Below are 26,923 nucleotides of genomic sequence, written 5' to 3' on the forward strand. Positions count from 1 at the left end.
GGCGGGAACGCGGAAGGGGTCGGACTCCTCGGAGTCCGACCCCTTCCGCGCTGCGCGCGCGACGAACCGGGCACGCGCAGCGATCAGGCGACCACACATCGAATCGGAACGCTCAACGCAGGGCTCCGAGCTGCGGAAACACGGCTCTGGAAGTGGGTATCCAGCACCCACCCAGCACGGTGCGACTTCATCCAGCACTTCGAGCATCTTGTGTACACATGGCACACTCGGTACGCTTGAGCGCATGACGCAGCCGCTGCCCATAGAGTCCATCCGCGACGTGCGCGCCCACCTGGCGGAAGTCGTGGAGCGTGCGGACCGCGACGACGTACCAACGGTCATCACCCGCCGGGGCAAGGAAGTCGCCGCCGTCGTCTCCATCGAGGTGCTGCGCAAGTACCAGGAGTGGGAAGAGCGCGAGATCAACCGGATCATCGACGAGCGCATGGCCAACCCGGCACCGGGCATCCCGATCGAGGACATCATGAGGGAGACGCTGGCGCGCGGTGAGTGAGTACCGAACCGCCTTCCGCCCCGAGGCGCAGGCCGAGCTTCGGAAGATCCCTCGCGACATGGCACTGCGCATCCTGGCCAAGCTGACCGAGCTGGAGACCGACCCCCTCGGCTTCAACACCACCGCACTCGTGTCCCAGCCCGAGCGGCGCCGTCTGCGCGTCGGCGACTACCGCGTCGTCTACACGATCGACAACGGGGAGCTGGTGGTCTGGGTCGTTCATGTGGGACACCGGTCCACCGGTTATGAGACCTGATCGCCACTGACCCACCGTCAGATTATCCAGCACCCATCCAGCACGGTGGCGACGAAGGGGGCTGACTCGAACAGAGTCCGCCCCCTCCTGACCTGCATGTTTGCCACGTCAGCGACGTGGTGTCACTTCATCCGCTCAGACGTTGAAGCGGAATTCGACCACGTCGCCGTCCTGCATGACGTACTCCTTGCCCTCCATGCGGGCCTTGCCCTTCGCGCGGGCTTCCGTGACCGATCCGCAGGCCACCAGGTCGGCGAAGGAGATGACCTCCGCCTTGATGAAGCCGCGCTGGAAGTCGGTGTGGATGACGCCGGCGGCCTCGGGGGCGGTGGCGCCCTTCTTGATGGTCCAGGCGCGGGTTTCCTTCGGGCCGGCCGTCAGGTAGGTCTGCAGGCCCAGGGTGGTGAAGCCGACGCGGCCCAGCGTGGCCATGCCCGGCTCTTCCTGGCCGACCGACTGGAGGAGTTCGAGGGCCTCCTCGTCGTCGAGCTCGATCAGCTCGGCCTCCAGCTTGGCGTTCAGGAAGATCGCCTCGGCCGGGGCGACCAGGGCGCTCTGCTCCGCCTTGAAGGCGTCGTCCGTCAGTTCGTCCTCGTCGACGTTGAAGACGTAGAGGAAGGGCTTGACGGTGAGCAGGTGCAGTTCGTGGAGGAGGTCGCCCTGCTCCGTGCCCTTGGCGATGCCCTGCGAGAAGAGGGTGTGGCCCTCTTCGAGGATCTTCTGCGCCTTCTCCACCGCGGCCAGGACCGCGACCTTCTCCTTCTGGAGGCGGGACTCCTTGGTCAGGCGCGGCACCGCCTTCTCGATCGACTGGAGGTCGGCGAGGATCAGCTCGGTGTTGATCGTCTCGATGTCGTCCTTGGGCGAGACCTTGCCGTCGACGTGGACGACGTTCTCGTCCTTGAAGGCGCGGATGACCTGGCAGATGGCGTCCGACTCGCGGATGTTCGCGAGGAACTTGTTGCCGAGGCCCTCGCCCTCCGAGGCGCCGCGCACGATGCCGGCGATGTCGACGAAGTCGACGGTGGCCGGCAGGACCTTCTGCGAGCCGAAGATGCCCGCGAGGACGGCCAGGCGCGGGTCCGGGACGCCGACGACGCCGACGTTCGGCTCGATCGTGGCGAACGGGTAGTTGGCCGCCAGCACGTCGTTCTTGGTCAGGGCGTTGAACAGGGTCGACTTGCCGACATTCGGCAGGCCGACGATTCCGATCGTGAGCGACACGTTGGCGACTTCCCGTAGCTGGAGGGGCGGCGGCCCGGGTGCGGGCCGTCCGACAGTTTACTTTCAGATGAGTGGCGGTGGATGTACGCGTGTCCGGGGCCCCTTAGGAGGGGCCTCCCGCCTAGTTTGGTGGGGTGGAGCAACACAGGACGCGACCGGCCCCTCACCCGCAGCGACCCCCGGCCCAGCGCCGGCGGCCGGGTGCCGCCGTGCCGCCGCCCGCCGTGCAGGGGCGGGGCCGGCCGGCGCTCGCGGCCGCGCGCCGGCTGCCGCGGCCCCGGCTGACCGGGCTGGGCGGCGGGCTGTTCGCGTGCGCCGCGATGGTGCTGCTGGCCGGGGTCGACTGGCTGCTCTTCGGCGCTTCCCTCTTCGTCTACGGGCTGCTCTTCCTGCCCGTGGCGGCAGCGACCGCCCTCTGGGTGCGCCCCGCCGACCTGATCACCGCGCCGGTCACCGCGCCCATCGCCTTCGCGGTCGGCGTGTGGCCCATCTCGGGGGGCTCCGGCGGCATCGGCGGCCAGCTGATGGGCCTGGTGTCCGCGCTGTCCCTGCACGCCGGCTGGCTGTACGCGGGCACGCTCGTGGCCGCGCTGGTCGTCGTCGTGCGCAAGGCCGTGCTGATCAGCAGGCGCCGGCTCCCCCGCAAGGACGCCTAGGTCGTCTCTTTCGGATCTTGCCGGCCGAGCCCGCGGCGTCTGGTGCCGTGCCTGGCCGCACTGCCGGGGCGCTCGCGTACTGGACGTACGTGGTCGCCTCGGCAGTGCGGCCAGGCACGGTGCCAGACGTCGCGGGCCCGGCAAGATCCGAAAGAGACGGCCTAGCCGGCCCGGACGCCCCGCCTGGGCCGGCGTCGGCGTCGGGCGTCGGGGTCAGTGCTTCGCCGCCATCGCCGCCCCGACGATGCCCGCGTTGTTCTGCAGCTTGGCCGGGACGATCTCGGCCCGCACGCCCTCGATCAGCGGCAGGAACTTCTCCGGCTTGCGGCTGACGCCGCCGCCCAGGATGAAGAGGTCCGGGGAGAAGAGCATCTCCACGTGGTGCAGGTACTTCTGCAGCCGCCGCGCCCAGTGCTCCCAGCTGAGGTCGCCGTCCTCCTTGGCCTTGACCGACGCCCGCGTCTCCGCGTCGTGCCCGTGGAGCTCCAGGTGGCCCAGCTCCGAGTTGGGGACCAGCCGGCCGTCCGTGAAGAGGGCGCTGCCGATGCCCGTACCGAGGGTGAGCAGGATGACCGTGCCGCCCCGCCCGCGCCCGGCCCCGTACGTCATCTCGGCGACGCCCGCCGCGTCCGCGTCGTTGAGGACCGTGACCGGCAGGCCGCCCAGCTCGCGCGAGAGGAGGGCCGCCGCGTCCACGCCCACCCAGGCCTTGTCCACGTTGGCCGCCGAGCGGGTGATGCCGTTGGTGACCACGCCCGGGAAGGTGACGCCCACCGGGCCCGTCCAGGAGAACGCGCGGACCACCTCCGCGACGCAGCCGGCCACCCCGTCGGGGGTCGCCGGCTGCGGGGTCAGTACCTTGTGGCGCTCCTGCGCCAGATCGCCGCGGTCCAGGTCCACGGGAGCACCCTTGATCCCGGAACCGCCGATGTCCACACCCATGATCTGCATGGACATACCGTACGAAACGATCTACTGGTCTGCGACCAGTTCCGCCGCTTCGGCGCGCAGGTCGCGGCGCAGCTCCTTCGGCAGCGAGAAGACGATCGACTCCTCGGCCGTCTTGACGATCTCCACGTCCGCGTAGCCGCGGGCGGTCAGCCACTCCAGGACCTCTTCGACGAGGACCTCGGGCACGGAGGCGCCCGAGGTCAGGCCGACCGTGGTGACGCCCTCCAGCCAGGCTTCGTCGATCTCGCTGGCGAAGTCGACGAGGTGCGCGGCGCGCGCGCCGGCGTCCAGGGCGACCTCGACGAGCCGGATGGAGTTCGAGGAGTTCTTGGAGCCGACCACGATGACCAGGTCGGAGTCGGCGCCCATCACCTTGACGGCGGCCTGCCGGTTCGAGGTGGCGTAGCAGATGTCGTCGCTCGGCGGCGAGACGAGGAGCGGGAACCGGGTCTTCAGCGCGTCGACCGTCTCCATCGTCTCGTCGACGGACAGCGTGGTCTGCGACAGCCAGACGACCTTCGACTCGTCGCGCACGTCCACGTTGGCCACGTCCTCGGGGCCGTCCACGATCGTGATGTGGTCCGGGGCCTCGCCCGAGGTGCCGATGACCTCCTCGTGGCCCTCGTGGCCGATGAGGAGGATGTCGAAGTCCTCGTTCGCGTAGCGGATCGCTTCCTTGTGCACCTTGGTGACCAGCGGGCAGGTCGCGTCGATCGTCGCGAGCTTGCCGCGCGCGGCCTCCTCGTGGACCACGGGCGCGACGCCGTGCGCCGAGAACATCACGATGGAGCCCTCGGGGACCTCCTCCGTCCGCTCGACGAAGATGGCGCCCTTCTTCTCCAGCGTCTGGACCACGTACTTGTTGTGGACGATCTCGTGGCGGACGTAGACCGGCGCACCGTACTGCTCAAGGGCTTTCTCGACGGCGATCACGGCTCGGTCGACGCCCGCGCAGTAGCCGCGGGGCGCGGCGAGCAGGACACGGCGGGAAGCGGCGGCGGGGGCGGGAGCAGTCATGTGCTCCATCGTACGGGGGTCTTCAGAAGGCCGTACGTCGCCCGTTCGGCAGAGACTGGACCGAAAGCGTGTCCCGCCTATCACCCGGAGGACGGATGGCGTCCGTTGCGGATCCCAGCAGGACGGCGCCGACCGCGCTGCGCCGGAGCCTCGGCTTCCGGGACCTGGTCGTGTACGGGCTGCTGTTCATCGCCCCGATGGCGCCGGTGGGCGTCTTCGGGACGCTGGACGCGAAGTCGCACGGCGCCGTGGCCCTCGTGTACCTGGTGGCGACCGTCGCGATGGCCTTCACGGCCTTCAGCTACGCGCAGATGGTGCGGGTCGCGCCGCAGGCCGGCTCGGTGTTCACGTACGCCCGCAAGGGCCTGGGCGAGGGGCCGGGGCTGATCGCGGGGTGGATGGCGATGCTCGACTACCTGCTGATCCCGGCGGTCGCGTACCTGTTCTCCGGCATCGCGATGAACGCGTTGGTCCCGGAGGTGTCGCGGTGGGTGTGGACGGCCCTGGCGGTGGTCGTCACCACCCTGCTGAACCTGTGGGGGGTACGGGCGGCGGCCCGGGTCGGTTTCGCGGTGCTGGCCCTGGAGATCGTCGTGCTGCTGGTCTTCCTGGTCGCGGCGGTCACCGCGCTGGTGGGGGGCGGGGCGCGGCGGGGCTGGCTGTCCCCGCTGACCGGGGACGGCTCGCTCGGCTTCTCGCTCGCGGCGGTGCTCGGCGCGGTGTCGGTGGCGGTCCTGTCGTACCTGGGCTTCGACGCCATCGCCTCGTTCGCCGAGGAGGTGACGGGCGGCAGCGCGAAGGTGGCGCGGGCGGTGCTGTTCTGCCTGGCGCTGACGGGGGTGCTGTTCGTGGCCCAGACGTACCTGGCCGCGCTGCTGACGCCGGTGTCCTCGGCGGAGCTGGCGGCGCGGCCGGCCGAGCAGGGGCCGGCGTTCTACGACACGGTGGAGTCGGCGACGGGGCCCTGGCTGCACGACCTGGTGGCGGCGAGCAAGGCGATCGGGGCGGCCTTCGCGGCGCTGGCCGGGCAGGCGGCGGCGGGTCGGCTGCTGTTCGCGATGGCCCGGGAGGGCCGGTTGCCGCGGGCGCTGGCCCGGACCTCGGGCGGCACGCCGCGGCCGGCGCTGCTGGTGGCGGCGGTGGTGACGCTGGTCGCGGCGGTGTGGGCGGCCCGCCGCGACGACGGGTTGGACCACCTGGTCTCGGTGGTGGACGTGGGGGCGCTGGTGGCGTTCACCCTGCTGCACGCGTCGGTGGTGGGCTGGTTCGTGGTCCGGCGGCGGGAGGGCGAGCCGAACTGGTTCAAGCACCTGGTGGTGCCGGTGCTGGGCGCGGCGGTGACGGTGACGGTGATCGTCGAGGCCTCGTGGGAGGCGCAGGTGGTCGGGGCGGTGTGGCTGGCGGTGGGCCTGTGCGTCCTGGTCGCCCAGCGCGGCCGCCGCGGCGGCCCCCCGGCCCCGGACCCGGGCCCGTACACCACGGCAGGACCGGGCGACGCCCCGGCGGCCCGTACGCCCTGACGGCCCGGTCCGGCCTTGCCCGGCCCGTACGGGCCGGGCCGGGCGAAACGGCCGTACGGGCCGGGACCCCTACGGCCGGAACCCGGGAACGGGCCGGAGAAGCCGGGGCGCCGTGTCACCGGGGCCGGATAGCCTGCGTGCATGGGTCTGAATACGTCGGCCGAGGCGCCGCTGCCGGTAGGCCAGGTGTCCCGGCTCATCGGGGGCTGGATCGACAAGCTCGGCCAGGTGTGGGTGGAGGGGCAGATCACGCAGCTCTCGCGTCGGCCGGGGGCGGGGGTGGTCTTCCTGACGCTGCGCGATCCCTCGCACGACGTCTCCGTCAGCGTGACCTGCTTCCGGCAGGTCTACGACGAGGTCGCGGACGCCGTCTCGGAGGGCGCGCGGGTCGTGGTGCTGGCCAAGCCCGAGTGGTACGCCCCGCGCGGGCAGCTGTCCCTGCGGGCGACGGAGATACGGCCGGTCGGCATCGGCGAACTGCTGGCGCGGCTGGAGCGGCTCAAGCGGTCCCTGGCGGCCGAGGGGCTGTTCGCGCTCGACCGCAAGAAGCCGCTCCCGTTCCTGCCCCAGCTGATCGGGCTGGTGGTCGGCCGGGCCTCGGCGGCCGAGCGGGACGTCCTGGAGAACGCCCGGCGCCGCTGGCCCGCGGTCCGCTTCGAGGTGCGCAACGTGGCCGTCCAGGGGGTGCACGCGGTCCCGCAGGTCATCGAGGCGGTGCGGGAGCTCGACGCCCTGCCCGGGGTGGACGTGATCATCGTGGCCCGGGGCGGCGGCAGCGTGGAGGACCTGCTGCCCTTCTCCGACGAGGAGGTCGTACGGACGGTCGCCGCGGCCCGCACCCCGGTGGTGTCGGCCATCGGCCACGAGCCGGACTCCCCGCTGCTGGACCTGGTCGCGGACCTGCGGGCCTCCACGCCCACGGACGCGGCGAAGAAGGTGGTCCCGGACGTGGGCGAGGAGCTGGAGCGGGTGCGCCAGCTCCAGGACCGCGCGCTGCGCGCCGTCCGCGGGCTGCTCGACCGGGAGGAGCGGGGCCTGGCGCACGCGCTCGCCCGTCCCGTCTTCGTCCATCCGCAGCGGATGACCGAGACCCGCCGGGACGAGCTCGACGCCCTGCTGGCGCGCAGCCGCCGCACCCTCGGCCACCTGCTGGACCGGGCCGATTCCGAGCTGTCGCACACGCTGGCCCGGGTGGTGGCGCTGTCGCCCGCGGCGACCCTGGAACGGGGCTACGCCGTACTGCAACGGGCCGACGGGCACGTGGTGCGCTCGCCGGAGGGGCTCGGGCCGGACGAGGTGCTGCGCGCGCGGGTCGCCGAGGGCGCCTTCTCGGTACGGGTCGCCGAATGACCGCACCTCGCCGAATGACCGCACCCGCCGCCCCGCCGACCGGACCCGAGCGGTCCGCACCCGGGCGGGCACCGCACGAGCGGGCCGGGCGCGCACCGACCGATGACATGCACACCGACGGCACGCACGCCGACTACACACAGGGTGGACACGGGAATGGCTGAGGCCGAAACGGCATTGGGGTACGAGCAGGCCCGCGACGAGCTCATCGAGGTCGTGCGCAAGCTGGAGGCGGGCGGCACCTCGCTGGAGGACTCGCTCGCGCTCTGGGAGCGCGGCGAGGAGCTGGCGGCGGTGTGCCGGCACTGGCTGGAGGGGGCCCGGGCCCGGCTGGACTCGGCGCTGGCGGCCCGCGAGGCGGCCGGCGGGGAGTGAGCCGCGGCCGGTCCGCCGCGGCGACCCGCCGGGCGGGCCGGGTGATCCCGGTCACTCGACGGCGGATTTAGTTGAAGCTTCACCTAATCTGGTCGTACAGTCGGGGCATCGCTTCACCACCGTATGGAAGTAGGCTTTCCGATGTCTCTCGTTCTTGACTCCGCCGCGCAGGACCTGCTCTTCCGCGAGGCCCGCACGGCCAACTCGTTCTCCGACGAGCCGGTCACCGAGGAGCAGGTCCAGGCGATCTACGACCTGGTGAAGTACGGCCCCACCGCCTTCAACCAGACGCCGCTGCGCATCACCCTGGTCCGCTCCCCCGAGGCCCGCGAGCGCCTCGTGAAGCTCATGGCCGAGGGCAACCAGGCCAAGACCGCCGCCGCGCCGCTGGTCGCGATCCTCTCCGCCGACAACGAGTTCCACGAGGAACTCCCGGCGCTGCTCCCGCACTTCCCGCAGGCCAAGGACCTCTTCTTCGCCGAGCGTCCGGTCCGCGAGCAGTCCGCGCTGGTCAACGCCTCGCTGCAGGCCGCCTACTTCATCGTCGGCGTCCGCGCCGCCGGCCTGGCCGCCGGCCCGATGACCGGCCTGGACTTCGCCGGTGTCCAGAAGGAGTTCCTGGACGCCGACCACACCCCGCTGATGGTCGTCAACATCGGCAAGCCGGGCGAGGACGCCGCCTTCGCGCGCTCCCCGCGCCTGGAGTTCGACCAGGTCGTCACCACCGTCTGAGCCGCCGGCCGGGCCGCCGTACGGGCTTCGGCCCGATGACCGGAGCCCGACGCGCACGCGAGACGGCGAAAGGGCCGCCGCCCCGGAATTCCGGGGCGTCGGCCCTTTTCCGCGTCCGGGGACGCGGCGCCGTCGGCCGCCCCGCGAAGGGACCGGTCGGTCACCCCGCGAGGGGCCCGCCGACCGCCCCCGCGAAGGGGCCCGCCGGGGCGGTCACCCCTGCGGGGTGTCCGCGCCCTGCTTGAACTCCAGGGCCTGGACCATGGCGCCGAGCTGCTCGAAGGAGGCCGTACCGGTCACCACCGTGACGTAGCCCTGCTCACGGCGGACCAGGGCGTCGTACTTCTCGCCGTCCCAGCGCTCCCAGGACGCGTCGCCCACCTGCTGCGCCTGCCCGGTCGACTTCGCCTGCCGGGTGACCCGGGCGACGTACTTGTCGGTGGTGTCGGTGGACTGCTCCACCGCCACGTACTCCTGTTTCGGGTCCAGGAAGCCCAGGTGCCACGCGCTCCCGTTCTTGCGCTCGTAGGTCACCGAGGTCGCGCGCCACTGCTCGGGCAGCCCCACCGGGACCGCGACCGGGTACGGCGCCGCGCGGCGGGCCGTGATCGTCTCCACCCGGTAGTCCACCGTCCGCGTCGGGTCGGCGTCCTCGTCGTGCGGGATGAAGAAATAGATCCCCGCGACCACGATGCCGATCACCGCCAGCGACCGGACCATGTCCCATACCGTCTGCTTGCCTTTCATACCTGCCACGGGACCATCGTCCCGCATCGCCGGGGGCGATCGGCGCCGGGGTGCCCCGCACCGGCGGCGCGGCGGCCGGGGCGGCGCCGCAAGACGACCGGTCAGGCCAATCGACTGACCGGTATGCCGCTCAAACGTGCCCCGCCCTGCTCAATATGTCGACGTGGGGATAGAGTTCCAGCACCCTCACATCCCGGCCGTCGTCGTACAGAAAGGTGCGCTCCGATGACCGAGCACAACCTGCCGCCCCAGCTCGAAGTCTCTCCCGAAGCCCCCGACCGCAACCTCGCCCTGGAGCTCGTCCGGGTCACCGAGGCCGCAGCCATGGCCGCGGGCCGGTGGGTCGGCCGCGGTGACAAGCTCGGCGCGGACGGCGCCGCGGTCAACGCCATGCGGACCCTGATCTCCACCGTCTCGATGAACGGCGTCGTCGTCATCGGCGAGGGGGAGAAGGACGAAGCCCCCATGCTCTTCAACGGCGAACGGGTCGGCGACGGCACCGGCGCCGAGGTCGACATCGCCGTCGACCCGATCGACGGCACCACCCTGAACGCCAAGGGCATGCCGAACGCCATCGCGGTCCTCGCCGCCGCCGACCGCGGGACCATGTTCGACCCGTCGGCCGTCTTCTACATGGAGAAGCTGGTCACGGGCCCGGAGGCGGCCGACTTCGTCGACATCAACGCCCCCGCCTCGGTCAACATCCGGCGCGTCGCCAAGGCCAAGAACATGGCCGTGGAGGACGTGACCGTCGTCATCCTGGACCGCCCCCGCCACGAGGGCATCGTCAAGGAGATCCGCGAGACCGGCGCGCGGATCAAGTTCATCTCGGACGGCGACGTCGCGGGCTCGGTCATGGCGGTGCGCGAGGGCACCGGCGTGGACCTGCTCCTCGGCATCGGCGGTACGCCCGAGGGCATCATCTCGGCCTGCGCCATAAAGTGCCTCGGCGGCACGATCCAGGGCAAGCTGTGGCCCAAGGACGAGGCCGAGCGGCAGAAGGCCATCGACGCGGGCCACGACCTGGACCGGGTCCTGCACACGGACGACCTGGTGTCCGGCGAGAACGTCTTCTTCGTCGCCACCGGCATCACCGACGGCGAGCTGCTGCGCGGCGTCCACTACCGCTCGGAGACCGCGACCACCTCGTCGCTGGTCATGCGCTCGAAGTCGGGCACGATCCGGCAGATCGACTCGACGCACCGGCTGTCCAAGCTGCGCGCGTACAGCGCGATCGACTTCGACCGGGCCAAGTAGGCCGGCCCGCCGGAAGCGGCACGGCGAGAGGGGCGGTCACCGCGTGCGGCGGTGACCGCCCCTCTCGGCGCGTACGGACGGATGCGCGCGCCGTGCGCGGCGGTCGGGAGCGCACGCGGGCGCGCGGCTCGCGCGGAGCCTGGATGCTGCGCGCTGCGCGGTGTGGGTGGCGTACGCGGTGTGGGTGGCGTACGCGGTGTGCGCGGTGTGGGTGGCGTACGCGCTTCAGCCGGCGGCGGCGATCGGGCCGGCCCCGGGGGCCTGGCGCAGTTCGGCGGAGCGGCGCCGCATCCGGGCCAGCACCACCCGGCGCTCGGCGGCGGTGAGGCCGCCCCAGACGCCGTACGGCTCGGGCTGGAGCAGGGCGTGCTCGCGGCAGGCGACCATCACGGGGCAGCGGGCGCAGACGCGCTTGGCCGCCTCCTCGCGGGAGAGCCGGGTCGCGGTCGGCTCCTTGGACGGGGCGAAGAACAGTCCCGCCTCGTCGCGGCGGCACACCGCGTCCGCGTGCCAGGGGCCGTCCTCCGCCGCCCTGGCCGGCACCCGCGGCTTCGGCACGGCGGCCGGACGCCCGTGCAGCGACTGGGCGGCGGCTACCTGCAGGGACTGATGCGGCGGATGCGGCACGGTCTACTCCTGACGACGTATACGCGAGCGAGAGACGATGCACCAGTCCCTACCCGCTGCACGCTGCCCTAAGCCCCGCGCGCCCCCGGCCGGCGGAGGTTCGTCCGAAACGCGATCCCGTCCAACACGGCCCGCGCACGGGCGTGTCGGAGCGCGACGGCGCGGCCGTCCGCGCCCGCGCCGCCCTGCCGCGCCGGGCGCCCGCGGGAGCTCCGGGCGCGCACGGCGCCGGTCCGCGCCCGGGGCGACCGGAGGCCGCGCGGCCGGATCTCGCCCCCGTGCACCGGGTACGACGGTCAGCCCTCCAGCCGCTTGCGGAACGCGGCCGCGAGGTCGACCAGGCGGGCGCCGCGCTTGGGGCGGGCCTCGATGTTGCCGAGGAGCGCGAAGCCCCGGACGATCACCACGGGCGCCTGCGGGTCGGTGGCTCCGCGGCCCTCTCCGCGCACCTCGAAGTTGCCGAGGACGCCGCTGCCGTAGCCGCGCAGCGTGACGTTCTCGGGGACCTTGACCTCCACGTTGCCCAGGATGCACGTCACGTTGATCTCGGTGACCTGCTGTTCGAAGACGGCCTGGGTGAGGTCGATGGAGATGTCGCCCATGATCGAGATCGCCCGGGTGTGCGCGCCGGGACGCCAGCGTCCCTTGCGCGCGGAGCTGCTGCACACGGCGACGACGGTCTCGTCGGCCGAACCGGGGGGCAGGGCGGGGGCCGCGGCCGCCGGAGCGCCGCCGGGCGCGGGCAGGTCGCGGACGAGTACGTCCAGCTCCCCCACCGTCTTGACGGCGTAGAGGGTGTCCAGGCGCTCGGCGTGCTCGTCGGCGGTGAGCCGGCCCTCGGCCACGGCGTCGCCGAGGATGTGCGCGATCCGGTCCCGGTCGGCGTCGGAGGCCCGCAGGCCTCCCGGCCCGGCCGACGCGGACGCGGAGACGGTCGGGGCGGCGGGCGCGGGTGCCGGAGCAGGTGCGGGTGCGGGTGCGGGTGCGGGGGCGTCGGAGTGCTTTTCCAGGTCCACGCCGATCAGCATAGCGAGACACGATAGATCGCGATACTGGCGAGTGAGCCCTACCTCACAAGCACGGGGCGGACGCGAGGTCCTACGCTGGAGGACTGCGCTGCCAATTGGTCGTCAGCGCTGTCTGCCGAGTGAGGAATGGCCCCCATGCCGGAGTTCGCGTACACCGACCTGCTGCCCTTGGGCGAGGACACCACCCCGTACCGGCTGGTGACCGCCGAGGGCGTGTCCACCTTCGAGGCGGACGGGCGTACGTTCCTCAGGGTCGAGCCGGAGGCGCTGCGCAAGCTCGCCGAAGAGGCCGTCCACGACATCCAGCACTTCCTGCGGCCCGCGCACCTCGCGCAGCTGCGCCGGATCATCGACGACCCGGAGGCGAGCGCGAACGACAAGTTCGTGGCGCTGGACCTGCTGAAGAACGCGAACATCGCCGCGGCCGGCGTGCTGCCGATGTGCCAGGACACCGGTACGGCGATCGTGATGGGCAAGCGCGGCCAGAACGTGCTGACCGAGGGCGGCGACGAGGAGGCGCTCTCGCGCGGCATCTTCGACGCGTACACCCGCCTGAACCTGCGCTACTCGCAGATGGCCCCGCTCACCATGTGGGAGGAGAAGAACACCGGCTCGAACCTGCCCGCGCAGATCGAGCTGTACGCGACGGACGGCGGCGCGTACAAGTTCCTCTTCATGGCCAAGGGCGGCGGCAGCGCGAACAAGTCCTTCCTCTACCAGGAGACCAAGGCCGTCCTGAACGAGGCCTCCATGATGAAGTTCCTGGAGGAGAAGATCCGCTCGCTCGGCACGGCGGCCTGCCCGCCCTACCACCTGGCGATCGTGGTGGGCGGCACCTCGGCCGAGCACGCGCTGAAGACCGCCAAGTACGCCTCCGCCCACTACCTGGACGAGCTGCCGCGCGAGGGCTCGCCGCTGGGCCACGGCTTCCGCGACGAGGCGCTGGAGCAGCAGGTCTTCGAGCTGACGCAGCGGATCGGCATCGGCGCGCAGTTCGGCGGCAAGTACTTCTGCCACGACGTGCGCGTGGTGCGGCTGCCGCGCCACGGCGCCTCGCTGCCGGTGGCCATCGCCGTGTCCTGCTCGGCCGACCGCCAGGCCACCGCGAAGATCACCGCCGAGGGCGTCTTCCTGGAGCGGCTGGAGACGGATCCGGCGCGGTTCCTGCCCGAGACCACCGACGAGCACCTGGCGGAGGAGGACTCGGCGGACGTGGTGTCGATCGACCTGAACCGGCCGATGGACGAGATCCTGGCGACGCTGACCCGCCACCCGGTCAAGACGCGCCTGTCGCTGACCGGCCCGCTGGTCGTGGCGCGCGACATCGCGCACGCCAAGATCAAGGAACTGCTGGACACGGGCGCCCCGATGCCGCAGTACCTGAAGGACCACCCGGTCTACTACGCCGGCCCGGCCAAGACCCCCGAGGGCTACGCGTCCGGTTCGTTCGGCCCGACCACGGCCGGCCGGATGGACAGCTACGTCGAGCAGTTCCAGGCGGCGGGCGGCTCCAAGGTCATGCTGGCCAAGGGCAACCGCTCGCAGCAGGTGACGGACGCGTGCGGCGCGCACGGCGGCTTCTACCTGGGTTCGATCGGCGGCCCGGCGGCGCGGCTCGCACAGGACTGCATCAAGAAGGTCGAGGTCCTGGAGTACGAGGAGCTCGGCATGGAGGCGGTCTGGCGGATCGAGGTGGAGGACTTCCCGGCCTTCATCGTCGTGGACGACAAGGGCAACGACTTCTTCCAGAACCCGGCCCCGGAGCCCACGTTCACCCACATCCCGGTCCGCGGCCCCGGCCTCTAGCCCCGCCGCTCCCCCGGTCCCGAGGGGCCCCGCCGCCGTCCGGCGCGGGGCCCCTCGGGCGCGGTGCGAGCGCCGGGACGGGCGGGCGGGCGGACGGCGGGTTAACGTCGGGGACACGGCGGCGCAGCTGCCCGTTCACCCCGGTTTGCAAGGATTTCCGTATGACTGCGATCCGCACCGCCCGCGCCGTCCGGGTGGTCGCCCACCGCGGGGCCTCGCACGAGCACCCCGAGCACACCCTGGCCGCCTACCGGCAGGCCGTGGCGGACGGGGCCGACGCGCTGGAGTGCGACGTGCGGCTGACCGCCGACCGGCGGCTGGTGTGCGTGCACGACCGGCGCGTGGAGCGGACCTCCGACGGGCGGGGCGCGGTGTCGGCGATGACCTACGAGGAGCTCGCGGCGCTGGACTTCGGCGCCTGGAAGGGCGCCGGGCACGCCGGGAGCCGGGTGCTGCTCTTCGAGGACCTGCTCCGGGAGGCGCTGGCCGCGCCCCGGCCGGTCGGGCTGGCCGTCGAGACCAAGCACCCGACGCGCGCCGGCGGGCTGCTGGAGTCCGAGCTGGTGCGGCTGCTGGCGCGGTACGGGCTGGCCGACGGCGGCAGCGGGCGGGTCGAGGTGATGAGCTTCTCCCGCACCGCGCTGACCCGGCTGCACCGGCTCGCGCCGGGCCTGCCCGCCGTGTACCTGATGGAGCGGCGGCTGCGCCCGCCCCGCCCCCCGTACGCGACCCACGCGGGTCCGGGGATCGAGCTCGTCCGGCGGGATCCGGGGCTGGTGGGGCGGCTGAAGGCCAAGGGGCTGACGGTGCGGGTGTGGACGGTCGACCAGCCGGCCGACGTGGAGCTGTGCGTACGGCTCGGCGTGGACACCCTCATCACCAACCGGCCGCGGGACGTGCGCAAGCTGCTGCGGGACCTGTGACACCCGGCCGGGGTGCGCCGGCCGGGTGGGGGGACGGGAGCGGGCGTGCGGTGCCCCGTCGCCGTGGTGCGGACGCGCCCTACGCGAAGCGCTGGGCCGCCGAGCCGTTGCAGGTCTGCAGGCGCAGCGGGTCGTGGCCGGCGGCCACGGTCAGGCACAGGTTCGCGGCGGCGGCGGGGCGCAGGGTGGCGCCGTCGCGGACGAACTGCTGGTTGGCGCCGCCGTGGCAGTTCCACAGCACCAGGCCGGTGCCCGCGGCGTACTTGGCCCCGGGGACGTCGAGGCAGCGGTCGTGGGTGAGTTCGGTGTGGAGGGACGTGCGGGCGGTGTCGTACCACCAGCCCTGGTTGCGGCCGCCGTGGCAGTCCCAGCCGACCACCTTGGTGTCGTTGGCGCTGGAACCGCCGAAGACGTCGAGGCAGTTGCCGGTCGCCTCGTTCCTCAGGGGCCGGTAGACGTCGTCCCAGGCGCCCGCCTGGAGGACGGGGGTGCCGGTGCTGGCCGGGTCGGCGCAGGAGGCCTCGCGCAGGCCGGAGGCGTAGAGCTGGGTGAGGCAGGACGCGAACGCGCCGTGGCCCTTGTAGTTGGGGTGGAAGGACTGGCGGGCGGTGTTCTCGTCCCACGGGAAGTGGTCGCCGAGGTCCAGGTAGAGGCCGCGGGCCCAGGTGTCCTCCATGCACACCTCGTGGCCGTGGAAGAGCCGGGAGTTGTCGAGGTAGACGGCGCCGGAGGCGCGGGCGGCCTCGCGCATGCCCTTCTCGAAGGCGGGCACGGCCTGGTTGCGGCCCCAGGCGGCGTCGGAGTCGTAGCCGGCGCAGCCGCCGGGGAGCTTGCCGGGGAAGTTCGGGTTGTCGTTGAAGTCGGGGCCGATGGGGCTGGGGTAGCCCATCACGACGAGCTTGTAGTCGCCGTCGGCGTAGCCGGCGTCGCGCATGACGGTCTTGAGGTCCCCGACCGTGGCCTCGACCTTGGGCCGCAGTCCGTCGACTCGGGCCTGCCAGCCCGGGGCGTACTTGGGCTCGCAGGTGCCCTGGCTGAGCACCCAGCGGGTGACGCAGTCGGTCATGACCGGGCCGAACTGGAGGTCGTCGTTGGCGCCGGCGACCAGCAGGACCATCTTGATGCGGGTGTTGCGTGCTTTGATGGCCAGGCTGTCGCTCTGCACCAGCTCGTCGGCGTACTGCTTGCTGCCGCCGATCCTGATGTTGCCGGTGTAGCCGCCGGAGCAGGCGACGTTGAAGGTGAGGTCGGCCGGGATGCCGGTGCGGTGGATCGCCGAGTCGGGCGAGCGGTGGCACTGGTTGTTCGGCGTGTTCGTGGCGGGGTCGTAGTTTCCGACGCCCTCGCCCGAGATCTCGCTGTCGCCCAGCGAGATCAGACCGGTCTTGCGCTCGGCCAGGGGGCGGACGGCCGCGTCGCCGTAGATCTTGACGGCCTCGGCGGCCCGGATCGCCTCCAGCTCGGGCGGCAGGGGGGTGGCCGCGGCGGCCGGAGCGGCCTGGGCGGCGGGGGCGGCCGCCTGGGCCAGGGGGGTGACGGCTGTCACGCCCCCGAGGGCGGCCGCGAGCACCGCGACTGCGACGACGGTAGATCTGAGCCTGGCTTTCGTACCTGCACGTGCCATGAACGCCTCCCCGGAAGTCAGTGTTACCCACGGTATTTACTGGCCGGTAGGGGAGTTGGGAACACTTCGAACAAGACAATTGCTCAACTTTCTGAGGAGGCCCCGAACATGACCGAAGACCAGCAGGCCGAAGCGTTCCGGACCGAGCACGACTCCATGGGCGACGTCCAGGTGCCCCGGGACGCCAAATGGCGGGCCCAGACGCAGCGCGCGGTGGAGAACTTCCCCATCTCGGGCCAACGGCTGGAGCCGTCCCACATCGAGGCGCTCGCCCGGATCAAGGCCGCGGCCGCCGTGGTGAACGCCCGGCTCGGCGTGGTGGACGGGGAGATCGCGGAGGCGATCCGGTCCGCCGCCGAGGAGGTCGCCGAAGGCCGGTGGAACGACGAGTTCCCCGTGGACGTCTTCCAGACCGGCTCCGGCACCTCGTCCAACATGAACGCGAACGAGGTGATCGCCACCCTGGCCACCGAGCGGCTCGGCCGCGAGGTCCACCCCAACGACCACGTCAACGCCTCCCAGAGCTCGAACGACGTCTTCCCCTCCTCCCTCCACATCGCCGCCACCGCCGCCGTCACCGGCGTGCTGATCCCGGCCCTGGAGCACCTCGCCGCCGCGATGGAGCGCAAGGCCGCCGAGTTCGAACAAGTCGTCAAGGCCGGGCGCACCCACCTGATGGACGCCACCCCCGTCACCCTGGGCCAGGAGTTCGGCGGGTACGCGACCCAGATCCGCTACGGCGTCGAACGGCTCTACGCGGCCCTGCCCCGCCTGGCCGAGCTGCCCCTGGGCGGCACCGCGGTGGGCACCGGGATCAACACCCCGCCCGGCTTCTCGGCCGCCGTGATCGCCGAGGTGGCCGCGGCCACCGGGCTGCCGCTGACCGAGGCCCGCAACCACTTCGAGGCCCAGGGGGCGCGGGACGCGCTGGTGGAGACCTCGGGGATGCTCCGCACGATCGCGGTCTCGCTCACCAAGATCTCCAACGACCTGCGCTGGATGGCTTCCGGGCCGCGCACCGGATTGGCCGAAATCAATCTCCCGGATCTCCAGCCCGGCTCCTCGATCATGCCCGGGAAGGTCAATCCGGTCGTACCGGAGGCCGTCCTGATGGTCGCCGCCCAGGTGATGGGGAACGACGCCGCCGTCGCCGTGGCGGGCGCGGCCGGCAACTTCGAGCTCAACGTGATGCTCCCGGTGATGGCCCGCAACCTCCTCGAATCGATCCGCCTGCTCGGCAGCGCGAGCCGCCTGCTGGCCGACCGCACCATCGACGGGATCACCGCCAACACCGCCCGGGCCAGGGAGTACGCCGAGTCCTCGCCCTCCGTGGTGACCCCGCTCAACCGCTACATCGGCTACGAGGAGGCCGCCAAGGTGGCGAAGAAGGCCCTCGCGGAGCGCAGGACGATCCGCGAGGTCGTCCTGGAGTCCGGGTACGTGGAGCGGGGCCTGCTCACCCTGGAGCAGTTGGACGAGGCGCTCGACGTGCTGCGCATGACCCGCCCCTGATCCGCCCCGGCACCCCGCACCGCCCCCGCGCCGAGGGTCCGGATCCGGTCGATTCCCTTCCTCGATCACCTCCGTGACCTGCACCGCAGCGGGGGCCCGGGGTGCCGCCCTAAGATCTGCGCATGACAGGTACTTTCCGCCCGGGAGGCGGTGCGGCCCGCGACGGCTCGCTCCCCGCGCGCTGGGCGCCCGGGGAGCAGATCCTCTGGCGCTACCGCGACAACGCCCCGGGGCGGGGCGGCGGGGTGCACATCTGCCGCCCCGTCACCGTGGTGCGGGACACCGACGAGCTGCTGGCCGTCTGGATGGCCCCCGGCACCGAATGCGTCAAGCCGGTCCTCGCCGACGGCACCGCCGTGCACGCGGAGCCCCTCGCCACCCGCTACACCGCGCCGCGCACCACCGTGCGGTCGCGCTGGTTCGGCACCGGCGTGCTGAAGCTGGCCCGGCCGCGGGACCCGTGGTCGGTGTGGCTGTTCTGGGAGCGCGGCTGGCGGTTCAAGAACTGGTACGTGAACCTGGAGGAGCCCCGCGCCCGGTGGGCCGGCGGGGTCGACTCCGAGGACCACTTCCTCGACATCGCCGTGCACCCGGACCGCAGCTGGACGTGGCTGGACGAGGACGAGTTCGCGCAGGCCCAGCGGGCCGGGCTGATGGACCGTGAGCAGGCCCGGCGGGTGCGCGCGGCCGGGCGGGCCGCGGTGGAGCTGATCGCGGCCTGGGGGCCGCCGTTCTCGGAGGGCTGGCAGGACTGGCGTCCGGATCCCGCCTGGACGGTGCCGGCGCTGCCGGAGGACTGGGACCGCACTCCGGCGCACATGAGCTCATGAGACCCTTGATGCGCCCCCGGAGCACAACCGTAGGATCGTCCTCCGCAAGGTCGCGCGGACGGGCCGGCCGGACCGGGGCGCGGGTCCGCGAGTACCGTTCCGTACACGGAAGTTGACCGGAGGCCGGGGCAGGGCGAGAGCGAGCGACGACGGAGCGGGGTCCCACCGGACGCAGGGTGCCGGGGGTCCCCCCGGACGAAGTCTGGGGGAGGATGTCCGGGGCGATGGTGCCCCGGCCGCTGAGCGGGTATACCGCGACTGACCGAGTTGAGTGCAGCGCACATCCAGCGCAAACGGACGGAATTCCACGCGTGACGGAGTACCCCACCTCTCAGGAGGGCCCGCAGCCTGCCGCGGCCACCGCGACACCGGTCCCGGGCGGCTCCGCCGTGCCCTTCGCCTCCGGCGCGGCGGCGGTCCCCGCGCCCGGCGCACCCGCCGGGGCCGGCCCCGACCAGCCCGGCCGCCGCGCGGTCCCGGTGGCCGCGCCGCTGGTCGCCGCCGCCGCCACCGGCGGCGGGACCGACGAGCCCGGCCACGGCAAGGCCGCCGTACCGGCCGTGGAGGCCACCCGCCCCGGCATCCCGCCGGCCCGTGACCCGGACGGCGGCGCCGCGCGCAACGCCGCCGGCGCGGCGGACACGGCCGCGGGCCCGGGTGCCTTCCCCGCCGCCATGCCGGACCCGTACGGGACCGCGGGCTCCGCGGGCGACGGCGGGCCGGCGGGCGGGCAGCCGGCCGGGGACACCGCGGCCCGCCGCGAGGGCGACCGGCTGCGGTTCGTCGGCGCCGCCACCCGGCGCATCGCCCGCGGCATCGACCTCGACGAGATCGTGCTGGGCCTGTGCCGCGCGACCGTGCCGACCTTCTCCGACGCCATCCTGGTGTACCTGCGCGACCCGCTGCCGGTCGGCGACGAGCGGCCCGTGGGGCCCGTCGTCCTGAGGCTGCGGCGCACCGACCGGCTCCGGCCGATCGACGACCTCACGGACCTGGGCACGATCGGGGCGGGAATGGACCTCGCCGGGGCCGCGGGGGCCACCGGCGAGCTCGACTTCAGCCAGCTGCCGCTGCTCGGTCCGCAGGGCGACCTGCCCGCGGCGGAGCTGTGCGAGATCCGGCCCGGCGGCGCGCTCGCGGAGGTGCTGCGCGGCGTACGGCCGGTCTTCGGGTCCTCCGCCGCCGCCAAGGCCGCGCTGCCGGAGCTGCTCGGGGTGGACCATCCGCTGCCGCGCGGCAACCGGGCCGTGCTCGCGCCGCTGCGCGGCCGCCGCCGGGTGATCGGCGCCGCGGTGTTCCTGCGCAGCCCCGAGCGTCCCGCGTTCGAGCAGAACGACCTGCTGGTCGCCGCGCAGCTGGCCACCCACACGGCCCTCGGCATCGACAAGGCGGTGCTGTACGGCCGCGAGGCGTACATCGCCGACGAGCTCCAGCGCACGATGCTGCCCGACAGCCTGCCCCAGCCCACCGGGGTGCGACTCGCCTCGCGCTACCTGCCGGCCGCCGAGACGGCCCGGGTCGGCGGCGACTGGTACGACGCCATACCGCTGCCCGGGAGCCGGGTCGCGCTGGTCGTCGGCGACGTCATGGGGCACTCCATGACCTCCGCCGCGATCATGGGCCAGCTGCGCACCACCGCGCAGACCCTGGCCCAGCTCGACCTGCCGCCCGCCGAGGTCCTCCACCATCTGGACGAGCAGGCCCAGCGGCTCGGCTCGGACCGGATGGCCACCTGCCTGTACGCGGTCTACGACCCCGTCTCGCACCGGATCACCATCGCCAACGCCGGCCACCCGCCGCCCGTCCTGCTGCACCTGGGCGGCCGGGCCGAGGTGCTGCGCGTACCGCCCGGCGCCCCGATCGGGGTGGGCGGCGTGGACTTCGAGGCCGTGGAGCTGGACGCGCCCGCCGGGGCCACCCTGCTGCTGTACACCGACGGCCTGGTGGAGTCCCGGCTGCGGGACGTGTGGACGGGTATCGAACAGTTGCGCGAGCGGCTCGCGACGACCGCCCAACTGACCGGCCTGGACCACCCGCCGCCGCTGGAGGCCCTGTGCGACGACGTCCTGGACATGCTCGGGCCGGGCGACCGGGACGACGACATCGCGCTGCTCGCCGCCCGCTTCGACGGGATCGCGCCCAGTGACGTGGCGTACTGGTTCCTGGACCCGGAGGAGACCGCTCCGGGCCGGGCCCGTCGGTTCGCCCGCCGCGCCCTCACCCGTTGGGGCCTGGAGGAGCTGAGCGATTCGCTGGAGCTGCTGGTCAGCGAGGTGGTCACCAATGCCGTGCGGTACGCCGAGCGGCCGGTGACCCTGCGCCTGCTGCGGACGGACGTGCTGCGGTGCGAGGTGGGCGACGACTCGCCGCAGCTGCCCCGCCAGCGCCGGGCGCGGGACACCGACGAGGGCGGCCGCGGCCTGTTCCTGGTCAACCGGTTGACCCGCCGCTGGGGTGCCACCCGGCTGAGCAGCGGAAAGGTGGTCTGGTTCGAGCTCGCGTTGCCGGGTGCGCATGAGCGGCGTTGACTGGGCAGGCGGGGGGGTACCCCAGTGTTGGGCTGGGGCAGGAGATCCACCCCTACCGGAGGACACTCGTGAGCCAGGACGCGCAGAAGGTCCCGTACACCACCAACAACGCCGGGATCCCGGTGGAGAGCGACGAGCACTCGCTCACCGTGAGTCCGGACGGCCCGATCCTGCTCCAGGACCACTACCTGATCGAGAAGATGGCCCAGTTCAACCGGGAGCGGGTCCCCGAACGGGTGGTGCACGCCAAGGGAGCGGGCGCCTACGGCGTCTTCCAGGTGACGAACGACGTCAGCCAGTTCACCAAGGCCGACCTCTTCCAGCCGGGCCGCCGGACCGAGATGCTGGCCCGCTTCTCGACGGTCGCCGGTGAGCAGGGCTCCCCGGACACCTGGCGGGACCCGCGCGGTTTCGCCCTGAAGTTCTACACCGAGCACGGCAACTACGACATGGTCGGCAACAACACCCCGGTCTTCTTCGTCCGGGACCCGATCAAGTTCCAGGACTTCATCCGCTCGCAGAAGCGCCGCCTGGACAACGGGCTGCGCGACCACGACATGCAGTGGGACTTCTGGACGCTCTCCCCCGAGTCCGCGCACCAGGTGACCATCCTGATGGGCGACCGCGGCATCCCGAAGAACTACCGCACGATGGACGGCTTCAGCTCGCACACCTACCTGTGGGTGAACGCGGGCGGGGAGCGGTTCTGGGTGAAGTACCACTTCAAGACGGACCAGGGCAACGCGTTCCTGACGCAGGAGGAGGCGGACCGGATCGCGGGCGAGGACCCGGACTACCACCGGCGCGACCTGTTCGACGCGATCGCGGGCGGTCAGGCGCCGACCTGGACGATGCACGTCCAGGTGATGCCGTTCGATGACGCCCCGGACTACCGGTTCAACCCGTTCGACCTGACGAAGGTGTGGCCGCACGCGGACTACCCGCTGATCGAGGTCGGTCGGATGACGCTGGACAAGAACCCGGAGGACTACTTCATCCACATCGAGCAGGCCGCCTTCGAGCCGTCGAACCTGGTGCCGGGCATCGGCCCGTCGCCGGACAAGATGCTGCTCGGCCGGCTGTTCTCGTATCCGGACACGCACCGCTACCGGATCGGGGCGAACTACGCCCAGCTCCCGCCGAACCGCTCCCGCTCGCTGGTCTCCTCGTACGCGAAGGACGGCGCGATGCGTTTCGACGCGGCGGCCGTGGCCCGGCCGTACGCCCCCAACTCGTACGGCGGGCCGGCGGCGGACACGGCGCGCTTCGGCGAGCCGGCCGGCTGGGCGAGCTCGGGCGAGATGGTGCGCGAGGCGTACACGCTGCGCAGCCAGGACGACGACTGGGGCCAGCCGGGCACGATGGTCCGCGAGGTCTTCGACGACGCCGCGCGCGAGCGGCTGGTGTCGAACGTGGCGGGTCACCTGAAGGACGGGGTCAGCGCCCCGGTGCTGGCGCGCGCCCTCCAGTACTGGCGCAACGTGGACAAGGCGGTGGGCGACCGGATCGCCTCCGCCGTCTCGGGCGGCTGAGGGCGGGCCCCGGGCTGCCGGGGCCCCCGGACGGCACGACGCCGCCCCGCAGCCTTCGGGCTGCGGGGCGGCGTCGTGGTCTCACCGTTCGTTCGACTGCGGGAACAGCGGCGGGTCCGGGGGCTTCTGCGTCGGGTCGGGCGACTTGGTGGTGCTCTTCGTCGGATCCGGCGACTTGGTGGTGCTCTTGGTCGGGTCGGGCGACTTGGTGGTGCTCTTCGTCGGGTCCGGGCTGTTCGGCGGCGGGCCGCTGGTGGTCGCCGGGGGCGGGGCCGAGGACGTGGTGGGCGGGGGCGTCGGGGAGGTGGTGCGGGACGGCGCCTGGGAGGCACCCATCTCCGCGTCCGAGGTGTCGAACTCGGCGGTGTCCACGCCCTTGAGCGCGGCCAGGGTGTACGTCTTCCAGATCTCGGCGGGGAAGCTGGAGCCGCCCGCGCGGCCGCCGCCGGCGGTGCCGGTGAGGGTGACCTGGCGGTGGCTGCCGGGCTCCTCGCCGAACATGGCGACGACGGTGACGAGCTCCGGGGTGTAGCCGGTGAACCAGCCCGCGACGTTGGACTCGGTGGTGCCGGTCTTGCCGGCCGCCTCGTAGGCGGAGCTCTTGACCTTGCTGCCGGAGCCGTCGTTGACGACGCCGGTGAGCACCTTGGTCACGGTGTCGGCGGTCTGCCGGCTGATGGCCTGGCTGCCGACGGCCGGTTCGGGCGCGTACTCGCGGTCCTTGTGCTCGGCGCTCTTGACGATGGTCGGCGTGACCTTCTTGCCGTGGTTGTCGAGGGTGGCGTAGACGGCGGCCATCTCGACGGTGTTCGCGCTCATGGTGCCGAGCGACATGGCCGGCTTGTCCTCGGGCCAGCCGTCGCGGTCCTTCATGCCGAGGGCGAGCGCCGTCTTCTTCACGTTCTGCGGTTTGACGTCCACGATCATCTGCGCGTAGACGGAGTTCACCGAGTAGTTGGTGGCCTCCTGGACGGTGATCTCCTTGCCGAAGTCCTTGTCGTCCTGGTTCTGCGGGTTGAACGGGATCTTGCTGCCGACCACGGGGCGCTTGCTGGTGCCGTCGTAGAGGGCGTTCGGGGTGATCGGCTTGCCGCCCTGGGTGGTGGCGCCGGTCTCCAGTGCGGAGGCGAGCACGATCGGCTTGAAGGTCGAGCCCGGCTGGTAGTCGGTGCGCAGGGCGTTGCTCGCGGCCTTCTCGGCCAGGCCCTGGCCGCCGTACATCGCGACGATCTGGCCGGTCTTGGCGTCCACGGAGGTGGCGCCGGCCTGCACGCTCTGGTCCTGGGGGCGTTCCTTGGTGTTCTTGCGGTCGAGCTTGGACTCCAGCTCGTCCTGGACGGCCTGCTCCAGCGCCGCCTGCTTCTTCTTGTCGATGTTGAGCGTGATGTCCCAGCCGCCGGCCGCGATCTCGGCGTCCGTGACGTGCTGCCGGTTCATCTCGTCGTTGGCGGCCTGGACGAGGTAGCCCTTCTGGCCGTCCATGCCGGGGGTCGGCTTGGGCTTGACGGGCTCCTCGAACTTCAGTTCCTTGCGCTTGGCCGCGTCCAGCTTGCCCATCTCGACCATGTTGTCGAGGACGGCGTTGAAGCGGACCATGACCAGCGCCTTGCCGTTGGGGCCGGCGGTCGCCCAGTCGTACTGGCTGGGGGCCTGGATGACGGCGGCCAGGTAGGCGCCCTGCACCAGGGTCAGCTTGTCGGCGTCGACGCCGTAGTAGGCCTGGGCGGCGGCCTGGATGCCGTAGGCGTTGCGGCCGTAGAAGTTCGTGTTCAGGTAGCCGGCGAGGATGTCGTTCTTCTCCATGCGCTGGTCGACCTTGAGGGAGATGACGAGCTCCCGGATCTTGCGCGTCGGCGACTGGTCCTGCGTCAGGTAGTAGTTCTTGACGTACTGCTGGGTGATGGTCGATCCGCCGGCGGTGCCCTTGCCGCGCACCGTGTTGAACAGGCCGCGGGCCACGCCGACCACGTCGATGCCGCGGTCCTTGTAGAACGACTTGTTCTCGATGGCGATGAACGCGGTCCGGACGTCCTCGGGGATCTTGTCGATCGGCACGATGGACCGGTTCGTCTCGCCGACGCGGGCCATGACGGTGCCGTCGGACCACTTGTAGGTGTTGCTCTGCTGCGTGGCCAGCTTGTTGGGGTCGGAGGGCTCGTCCACGGAGAAGTAGAGAACGACCGCGGCGGCCATCAGGAGCAGGATCCCCCCGAGGAACGTGCCCAGGACCTTCTTCCAGGTGAAGAAGCGGCGTATGCCGGTGCGCTTGCCGGCGCCGCCCCCCTTGCCCTTGGCGCGTCCGCTCGGCGCCCGCCGCGCACCGCGCTGCTGCTGCGCCTTACGCGCTTCTGCTCGGCCCATCGCTCCCGCTCCGCTCGATTACCCCCCCGACGTCAGCTCAGAAAGCTAACACCGCAGGCTGTGACAAAGGTTGGCCAACCATGGCCAATACCGGCCAATTCGGACGTGAGAATCAGCACCCGCGTCAGTGGAACCGACGCGCGTGAGGCCGGAAGGGTTGCCGTGCGCAGAAAAAGTGATATCACTTTGCTAAGCAGCCCGACGGGCCGCCATCCAACGAAACGGGGCAGACCATGACGAAGACGGACGCCGCACCAGCCGACGTACGCGAATTCCCCGCGCACAGCGTGGGCGGCGGGCTGGCCCTGCTGCTCGGTCTGGCGGGCACGGCCGCGGGTACGAGCGCCATCGCGATCGGGGCCGTGACGGACCCGGGGGCCCTCAAGGGCGCGCTGATAGCCGCCGGCGTCCTGCTGGTCGTGGTCGCGTTCATCGGCACGCTGGGGCTGAACACGGTGGCCCCGGGCGAGGCCCGGGTGGTCCAGCTCTTCGGCCGCTACCGCGGCACGATCCGCACGGACGGCCTGCGCTGGGTCAACCCGTTCACCTCCCGCCGGAAGATCTCCACCCGGGCGCGCAACCACGAGACGGCCGTCCTGAAGGTCAACGACGCCTACGGCAACCCGATCGAGCTCGCGGCGGTCGTGGTGTGGCGCGTGCAGGACACCGCGCGGGCCGTCTTCGAGGTCGACGACTTCACCGAGTTCGTCGAGACGCAGACCGAGGCCGCCGTCCGGCACATCGCGATCGAGTACCCGTACGACGCCCACGAGGAGGGCGGCCTGTCGCTGCGCGGGAACGCCGAGGAGATCACCGAGAAGCTGGCGGTGGAACTGCACGCCCGGGTCGACGCGGCCGGTGTGCAGATCATCGAGTCCCGCTTCACCCACCTCGCGTACGCTCCGGAGATCGCCTCGGCGATGCTCCAGCGCCAGCAGGCGGGGGCCGTGGTGGCCGCGCGCAAGCAGATCGTCGAAGGCGCGGTGGGCATGGTCGAGCTCGCCCTGACCCGCCTCCAGGAGGAGGACATCGTGGACCTGGACCCGGAACGCAAGGCCGCCATGGTCTCGAACCTGATGGTCGTCCTGTGCGGGGACCGCGCCGCCCAGCCGGTGCTCAACACGGGCACCCTCTACCAGTGACCCCGCCCGGCAGCACGCCGCCACCGGCCGGCCCGGTCCCCGGGCCCGGCTCCGACCCGGGGCCCGACCCGGGACCCGAGCCGGGACGGCCGCCCGCGGGCCGGCAGGCGCGCAAGCAGGTGCTGCTGCGCCTCGACCCCCAGGTGTACGAGGCGCTGGCCCGCTGGGCCGGCGACGAACTGCGCAGCGCGAACGCCCAGATCGAGTTCCTGCTGCGCCGCGCCCTCGCCGAGAGCGGCCGGCTGCCCCCGGCGCCCGCCCCCATCGCGCGCCGCGGCAGGCCGCCGAAACCGGCGGAGTGACGGCCGCCCCCGGTCCCCGGGGGCGGCCGCCGTGCGTCGCGCCGAGCTCCGTTCGGAATCGTGACAACCCGCTCCGGCCTGCGGAAAGGGGCGCCACGGAGCTCGGTAT

General features: G+C 72.3%; 24 protein-coding genes. 16 read left to right on the plus strand and 8 right to left on the minus strand.

Translation table 11 applies throughout. The annotated features are described in order from the left end of the window. The first annotated feature begins 244 nt into the window (after positions 1-244). Together CP968_RS12315 and CP968_RS12320 are read left to right on the plus strand one after the other, a co-directional pair. Positions 245-514 (plus strand): type II toxin-antitoxin system Phd/YefM family antitoxin, encoded by a 270-nt coding sequence (locus CP968_RS12315; RefSeq protein ID WP_019434848.1) that lies wholly within the window; start codon positions 245-247, stop codon positions 512-514. Beyond that, the gene (locus tag CP968_RS12320) at positions 507-770 is read left to right on the plus strand and encodes a type II toxin-antitoxin system RelE family toxin (protein WP_150518057.1); all 264 of its coding nucleotides are present in this window, start codon (positions 507-509) and stop codon (positions 768-770) included. Before CP968_RS12315 ends, CP968_RS12320 begins: the two co-directional genes overlap by 8 nt. A 135-nt stretch (positions 771-905) precedes the next feature. On the opposite strand, the gene ychF is transcribed toward CP968_RS12320, so the two are convergent. After that, the gene (ychF, locus tag CP968_RS12325) at positions 906-1,994 is read right to left on the minus strand and encodes a redox-regulated ATPase YchF (RefSeq protein WP_150518058.1); all 1,089 of its coding nucleotides are present in this window, start codon (positions 1,992-1,994) and stop codon (positions 906-908) included. 134 nt (positions 1,995-2,128) lie between these two features. On the opposite strand from ychF, the gene CP968_RS12330 reads away from it, so the two are divergent. Then, the gene (locus CP968_RS12330; protein ID WP_373304087.1) at positions 2,129-2,650 is read left to right on the plus strand and encodes a DUF6542 domain-containing protein; all 522 of its coding nucleotides are present in this window, start codon (positions 2,129-2,131) and stop codon (positions 2,648-2,650) included. Positions 2,651-2,863: 213 nt separating this feature from the next. Here CP968_RS12330 and ppgK read toward each other — a convergent pair whose 3' ends face one another. Continuing rightward, the gene (ppgK, locus tag CP968_RS12335; protein WP_150518059.1) at positions 2,864-3,601 is read right to left on the minus strand and encodes a polyphosphate--glucose phosphotransferase; all 738 of its coding nucleotides are present in this window, start codon (positions 3,599-3,601) and stop codon (positions 2,864-2,866) included. A gap of 21 nt (positions 3,602-3,622) precedes the next feature. Beyond that, positions 3,623-4,627 carry a 4-hydroxy-3-methylbut-2-enyl diphosphate reductase gene (locus tag CP968_RS12340; protein WP_189828955.1) on the minus strand — a complete coding sequence of 335 codons (1,005 nt, stop codon included), beginning with the start codon at positions 4,625-4,627 and terminating at the stop codon, positions 3,623-3,625. 86 nt (positions 4,628-4,713) lie between these two features. On the opposite strand from CP968_RS12340, the gene CP968_RS12345 reads away from it, so the two are divergent. The 4 genes from CP968_RS12345 (at position 4,714) to CP968_RS12360 (ending at position 8,595) form a co-directional block, all read left to right on the plus strand. Further along, on the plus strand, positions 4,714-6,138 hold the full coding sequence (locus CP968_RS12345) for an APC family permease (RefSeq protein WP_150518061.1): 1,425 nt from the start codon (positions 4,714-4,716) through the stop codon (positions 6,136-6,138). Between the two features lie 141 nt (positions 6,139-6,279). After that, positions 6,280-7,488 carry an exodeoxyribonuclease VII large subunit gene (gene xseA / locus CP968_RS12350; RefSeq protein ID WP_150518062.1) on the plus strand — a complete coding sequence of 403 codons (1,209 nt, stop codon included), beginning with the start codon at positions 6,280-6,282 and terminating at the stop codon, positions 7,486-7,488. Between the two features lie 156 nt (positions 7,489-7,644). Then, positions 7,645-7,863, plus strand: coding sequence for an exodeoxyribonuclease VII small subunit (locus tag CP968_RS12355; RefSeq protein ID WP_150518063.1), 219 nt, complete (start codon positions 7,645-7,647; stop codon positions 7,861-7,863). 141 nt (positions 7,864-8,004) lie between these two features. Beyond that, positions 8,005-8,595 carry a malonic semialdehyde reductase gene (locus tag CP968_RS12360; RefSeq protein ID WP_150518064.1) on the plus strand — a complete coding sequence of 197 codons (591 nt, stop codon included), beginning with the start codon at positions 8,005-8,007 and terminating at the stop codon, positions 8,593-8,595. Between the two features lie 213 nt (positions 8,596-8,808). Here the strand turns inward: CP968_RS12360 and CP968_RS12365 are convergent, their stop codons facing one another. Beyond that, positions 8,809-9,342, minus strand: coding sequence for a DUF4245 domain-containing protein (locus tag CP968_RS12365; protein ID WP_229886654.1), 534 nt, complete (start codon positions 9,340-9,342; stop codon positions 8,809-8,811). Between the two features lie 225 nt (positions 9,343-9,567). Here CP968_RS12365 and glpX point away from each other — a divergent pair, with 225 nt between their 5' ends. Beyond that, positions 9,568-10,599, plus strand: a complete 1,032-nt coding sequence (gene glpX, locus CP968_RS12370) for a class II fructose-bisphosphatase (protein WP_150518066.1) — start codon at positions 9,568-9,570, stop codon at positions 10,597-10,599. A 225-nt stretch (positions 10,600-10,824) separates the two neighbouring features. Here the strand turns inward: glpX and CP968_RS12375 are convergent, their stop codons facing one another. Together CP968_RS12375 and CP968_RS12380 are read right to left on the minus strand one after the other, a co-directional pair. Continuing rightward, on the minus strand, positions 10,825-11,226 hold the full coding sequence (locus CP968_RS12375) for a WhiB family transcriptional regulator (protein ID WP_373304086.1): 402 nt from the start codon (positions 11,224-11,226) through the stop codon (positions 10,825-10,827). Between the two features lie 296 nt (positions 11,227-11,522). After that, positions 11,523-12,242 (minus strand): DUF1707 SHOCT-like domain-containing protein, encoded by a 720-nt coding sequence (locus tag CP968_RS12380; RefSeq protein WP_229886643.1) that lies wholly within the window; start codon positions 12,240-12,242, stop codon positions 11,523-11,525. Between the two features lie 138 nt (positions 12,243-12,380). Here CP968_RS12380 and CP968_RS12385 point away from each other — a divergent pair, with 138 nt between their 5' ends. After that, positions 12,381-14,060 (plus strand): fumarate hydratase, encoded by a 1,680-nt coding sequence (locus tag CP968_RS12385; RefSeq protein WP_150518068.1) that lies wholly within the window; start codon positions 12,381-12,383, stop codon positions 14,058-14,060. A 161-nt stretch (positions 14,061-14,221) separates the two neighbouring features. Further along, positions 14,222-14,983, plus strand: a complete 762-nt coding sequence (locus tag CP968_RS12390; RefSeq protein ID WP_150518069.1) for a glycerophosphodiester phosphodiesterase — start codon at positions 14,222-14,224, stop codon at positions 14,981-14,983. A 79-nt stretch (positions 14,984-15,062) separates the two neighbouring features. Here the strand turns inward: CP968_RS12390 and CP968_RS12395 are convergent, their stop codons facing one another. Next, positions 15,063-16,607, minus strand: a complete 1,545-nt coding sequence (locus CP968_RS12395; RefSeq protein ID WP_150518070.1) for a ricin-type beta-trefoil lectin domain protein — start codon at positions 16,605-16,607, stop codon at positions 15,063-15,065. Positions 16,608-16,715: 108 nt separating this feature from the next. On the opposite strand from CP968_RS12395, the gene CP968_RS12400 reads away from it, so the two are divergent. The 4 genes from CP968_RS12400 to CP968_RS12415 all read left to right on the plus strand — a co-directional run bounded on the left by CP968_RS12400 (position 16,716) and on the right by CP968_RS12415 (position 23,009). Continuing rightward, the gene (locus CP968_RS12400; RefSeq protein WP_150518071.1) at positions 16,716-18,119 is read left to right on the plus strand and encodes a class II fumarate hydratase; all 1,404 of its coding nucleotides are present in this window, start codon (positions 16,716-16,718) and stop codon (positions 18,117-18,119) included. 122 nt (positions 18,120-18,241) lie between these two features. Next, positions 18,242-18,949: a cytidylyl-2-hydroxypropylphosphonate hydrolase gene (gene fomD / locus CP968_RS12405; protein ID WP_150518072.1), complete on the plus strand. Its 708-nt coding sequence runs from the start codon at positions 18,242-18,244 to the stop codon at positions 18,947-18,949. A 311-nt stretch (positions 18,950-19,260) separates the two neighbouring features. Continuing rightward, on the plus strand, positions 19,261-21,477 hold the full coding sequence (locus CP968_RS12410) for a SpoIIE family protein phosphatase (RefSeq protein ID WP_150518073.1): 2,217 nt from the start codon (positions 19,261-19,263) through the stop codon (positions 21,475-21,477). A 68-nt stretch (positions 21,478-21,545) separates the two neighbouring features. Further along, entirely contained in the window at positions 21,546-23,009 is a 1,464-nt protein-coding gene (locus CP968_RS12415; RefSeq protein ID WP_150518074.1) for a catalase, read from the plus strand. An 81-nt stretch (positions 23,010-23,090) separates the two neighbouring features. Here CP968_RS12415 and CP968_RS12420 read toward each other — a convergent pair whose 3' ends face one another. Continuing rightward, on the minus strand, positions 23,091-25,370 hold the full coding sequence (locus CP968_RS12420; RefSeq protein ID WP_150518075.1) for a transglycosylase domain-containing protein: 2,280 nt from the start codon (positions 25,368-25,370) through the stop codon (positions 23,091-23,093). Positions 25,371-25,603: 233 nt separating this feature from the next. On the opposite strand from CP968_RS12420, the gene CP968_RS12425 reads away from it, so the two are divergent. Further along, a complete protein-coding gene (locus CP968_RS12425) occupies positions 25,604-26,512 on the plus strand; it encodes an SPFH domain-containing protein (RefSeq protein ID WP_150518076.1) in 909 nt (302 codons plus the stop codon). Beyond that, complete coding sequence (locus CP968_RS12430; RefSeq protein WP_229886641.1) at positions 26,509-26,814, plus strand: type II toxin-antitoxin system antitoxin; 306 nt, start codon at positions 26,509-26,511, stop codon at positions 26,812-26,814. The genes CP968_RS12425 and CP968_RS12430 overlap by 4 nt, the downstream gene beginning before the upstream one ends. Positions 26,815-26,923 lie beyond the last annotated feature (109 nt).

It is taken from the genome of Streptomyces subrutilus (assembly GCF_008704535.1).
GTDB lineage: Bacteria > Actinomycetota > Actinomycetes > Streptomycetales > Streptomycetaceae > Streptomyces > Streptomyces subrutilus.

Bases quoted from the DNA above. Each gene is read 5' to 3' on its own strand.
- CP968_RS12315 (WP_019434848.1), top strand. From the start codon at position 245: ATGACGCAGCCGCTGCCCATAGAGTCCATCCGCGACGTGCGCGCCCAC.
- ppgK (WP_150518059.1), bottom strand. From the start codon at position 3,601: ATGCAGATCATGGGTGTGGACATCGGCGGTTCCGGGATCAAGGGTGCT.
- CP968_RS12340 (WP_189828955.1), bottom strand. From the start codon at position 4,627: ATGGAGCACATGACTGCTCCCGCCCCCGCCGCCGCTTCCCGCCGTGTC.
- CP968_RS12345 (WP_150518061.1), top strand. From the start codon at position 4,714: ATGGCGTCCGTTGCGGATCCCAGCAGGACGGCGCCGACCGCGCTGCGC.
- xseA (WP_150518062.1), top strand. From the start codon at position 6,280: ATGGGTCTGAATACGTCGGCCGAGGCGCCGCTGCCGGTAGGCCAGGTG.
- CP968_RS12355 (WP_150518063.1), top strand. From the start codon at position 7,645: ATGGCTGAGGCCGAAACGGCATTGGGGTACGAGCAGGCCCGCGACGAG.
- CP968_RS12360 (WP_150518064.1), top strand. From the start codon at position 8,005: ATGTCTCTCGTTCTTGACTCCGCCGCGCAGGACCTGCTCTTCCGCGAG.
- CP968_RS12365 (WP_229886654.1), bottom strand. From the start codon at position 9,342: ATGAAAGGCAAGCAGACGGTATGGGACATGGTCCGGTCGCTGGCGGTG.
- glpX (WP_150518066.1), top strand. From the start codon at position 9,568: ATGACCGAGCACAACCTGCCGCCCCAGCTCGAAGTCTCTCCCGAAGCC.
- CP968_RS12385 (WP_150518068.1), top strand. From the start codon at position 12,381: ATGGCCCCCATGCCGGAGTTCGCGTACACCGACCTGCTGCCCTTGGGC.
- CP968_RS12390 (WP_150518069.1), top strand. From the start codon at position 14,222: ATGACTGCGATCCGCACCGCCCGCGCCGTCCGGGTGGTCGCCCACCGC.
- CP968_RS12395 (WP_150518070.1), bottom strand. From the start codon at position 16,607: ATGGCACGTGCAGGTACGAAAGCCAGGCTCAGATCTACCGTCGTCGCA.
- CP968_RS12400 (WP_150518071.1), top strand. From the start codon at position 16,716: ATGACCGAAGACCAGCAGGCCGAAGCGTTCCGGACCGAGCACGACTCC.
- fomD (WP_150518072.1), top strand. From the start codon at position 18,242: ATGACAGGTACTTTCCGCCCGGGAGGCGGTGCGGCCCGCGACGGCTCG.
- CP968_RS12420 (WP_150518075.1), bottom strand. From the start codon at position 25,370: ATGGGCCGAGCAGAAGCGCGTAAGGCGCAGCAGCAGCGCGGTGCGCGG.
- CP968_RS12425 (WP_150518076.1), top strand. From the start codon at position 25,604: ATGACGAAGACGGACGCCGCACCAGCCGACGTACGCGAATTCCCCGCG.